Genomic DNA, 1,233 nt, shown 5'->3' with positions numbered 1-1,233 from the left:
AGTGCCGTAGAGATCAATGCTTCCGATGAGCGCGGCTGGCGTCAGACACAACTCAATGTGGCGGCGCTGTTGGTTGAACGTCAACCGGATGCGCCGGTGGGTTACCGACTGCGGCGCAATGCCCTGTGGTCCGGCATTACCACGCCGCCGATGAGTACCCTGGGCAATAAAACCCCATTGGCACCGGTATCGCCGGACCGCGTGGATGAATACCAGGGCGCGCTGGCGCAGGCCGATCAAAGCCTGTGGCAGCGCATTGAACAGAGTCTGGTGCTGGCACCCTACTGGTTTGACGGTCATATGCTCTCGGCTACGGTTGCGACACACCTCGGGCACGCTGCGGTCGCCCACGCTATCGCGGATGAGCTATCCGTATTTCTCCAACGGGTGCCCGAACTTAGCGATTTGGCGTTTAGTGACGGTTCGCCCTTTTTAACCAGGAAGTGTCACCAATGGCTGCAATCCAGCCAGCCAGCACACGGTGGCGGCAGGCGTCAGGAGGGGTTGGCAACGGAAGTCGCCAACTGTCGCGTCGAAAAGGGCATCAATGCGGCGCTGGCGCTGATGGATGAACGGATGCATCGCCTGGAAGCGCCGCGCGATCGCTTTTATGCCGAGCTGGTGCTGGCGGATTTACTGATGGAAGAGGGCATGAAAGCGCTGGCCGCACAGCACTATCAGCATCTGTGGCAGACCTGTCAGCGTTTAGCGCTGATGCAGTGGGAGCCAGAAATGGTGGGCCGTGTGGAGCAATTGGCTGCGATCCGTCAACGATAAGAGATTCAGGAGTGAGTGGTTACCTATGTTCAAAACGATTTTAACGTTTTTGCGCAAGCAATTGCCAAAATTGAAACCCTCCTGGCTGTTGCTGGGTGTGCTGCTGTGGAGCATTGTGCTGATCGCGGCCTGGTGGTTCGGCCCACTGTTGCAGGTGGGGGAACGGCGTCCGCTGCAAGGGATATGGGAACGGGTGGTGTTCAGCGTTATCTGGTTATGGCTGGGATTTGCCTACAGCGCCTGGTGCGTTTGGCGACGCGTTCGACAACTGCGTGCCGAGCGGCGTGAACAGCAGGTCATCGAGCTGGATCCGCTGCAACGCGATGTTGACCATCAGCAAACCTTCCTCGATCGCTGGCTGGCGGCGTTCCAGAACCAACTCGGTGCGCGGGCGTTGTACACCATGCCGTGGTATCTGATGATTGGGCTGTCAGGCAGCGGTAAAAGCAGCCTGGT

The 1,233-nt window shown here is 58.8% G+C and carries 1 protein-coding gene and 1 pseudogene; both read left to right on the top strand.

Annotated features, from left to right (window positions below; genetic code table 11):
• Positions 1-777: type VI secretion system protein TssA (tssA, locus tag J5224_RS28680; protein WP_264628492.1), on the top strand; the 777-nt coding region annotated here is incomplete at its 5' end.
• Between the two features lie 25 nt (positions 778-802).
• A pseudogene (locus J5224_RS28675) lies at positions 803-1,233 on the top strand (type VI secretion system membrane subunit TssM); the annotation flags it as partial.

The organism is Candidatus Symbiopectobacterium sp. NZEC135 (genome assembly GCF_025962695.1).
This window is presented reverse-complemented; position numbering and strand designations above follow the sequence as displayed.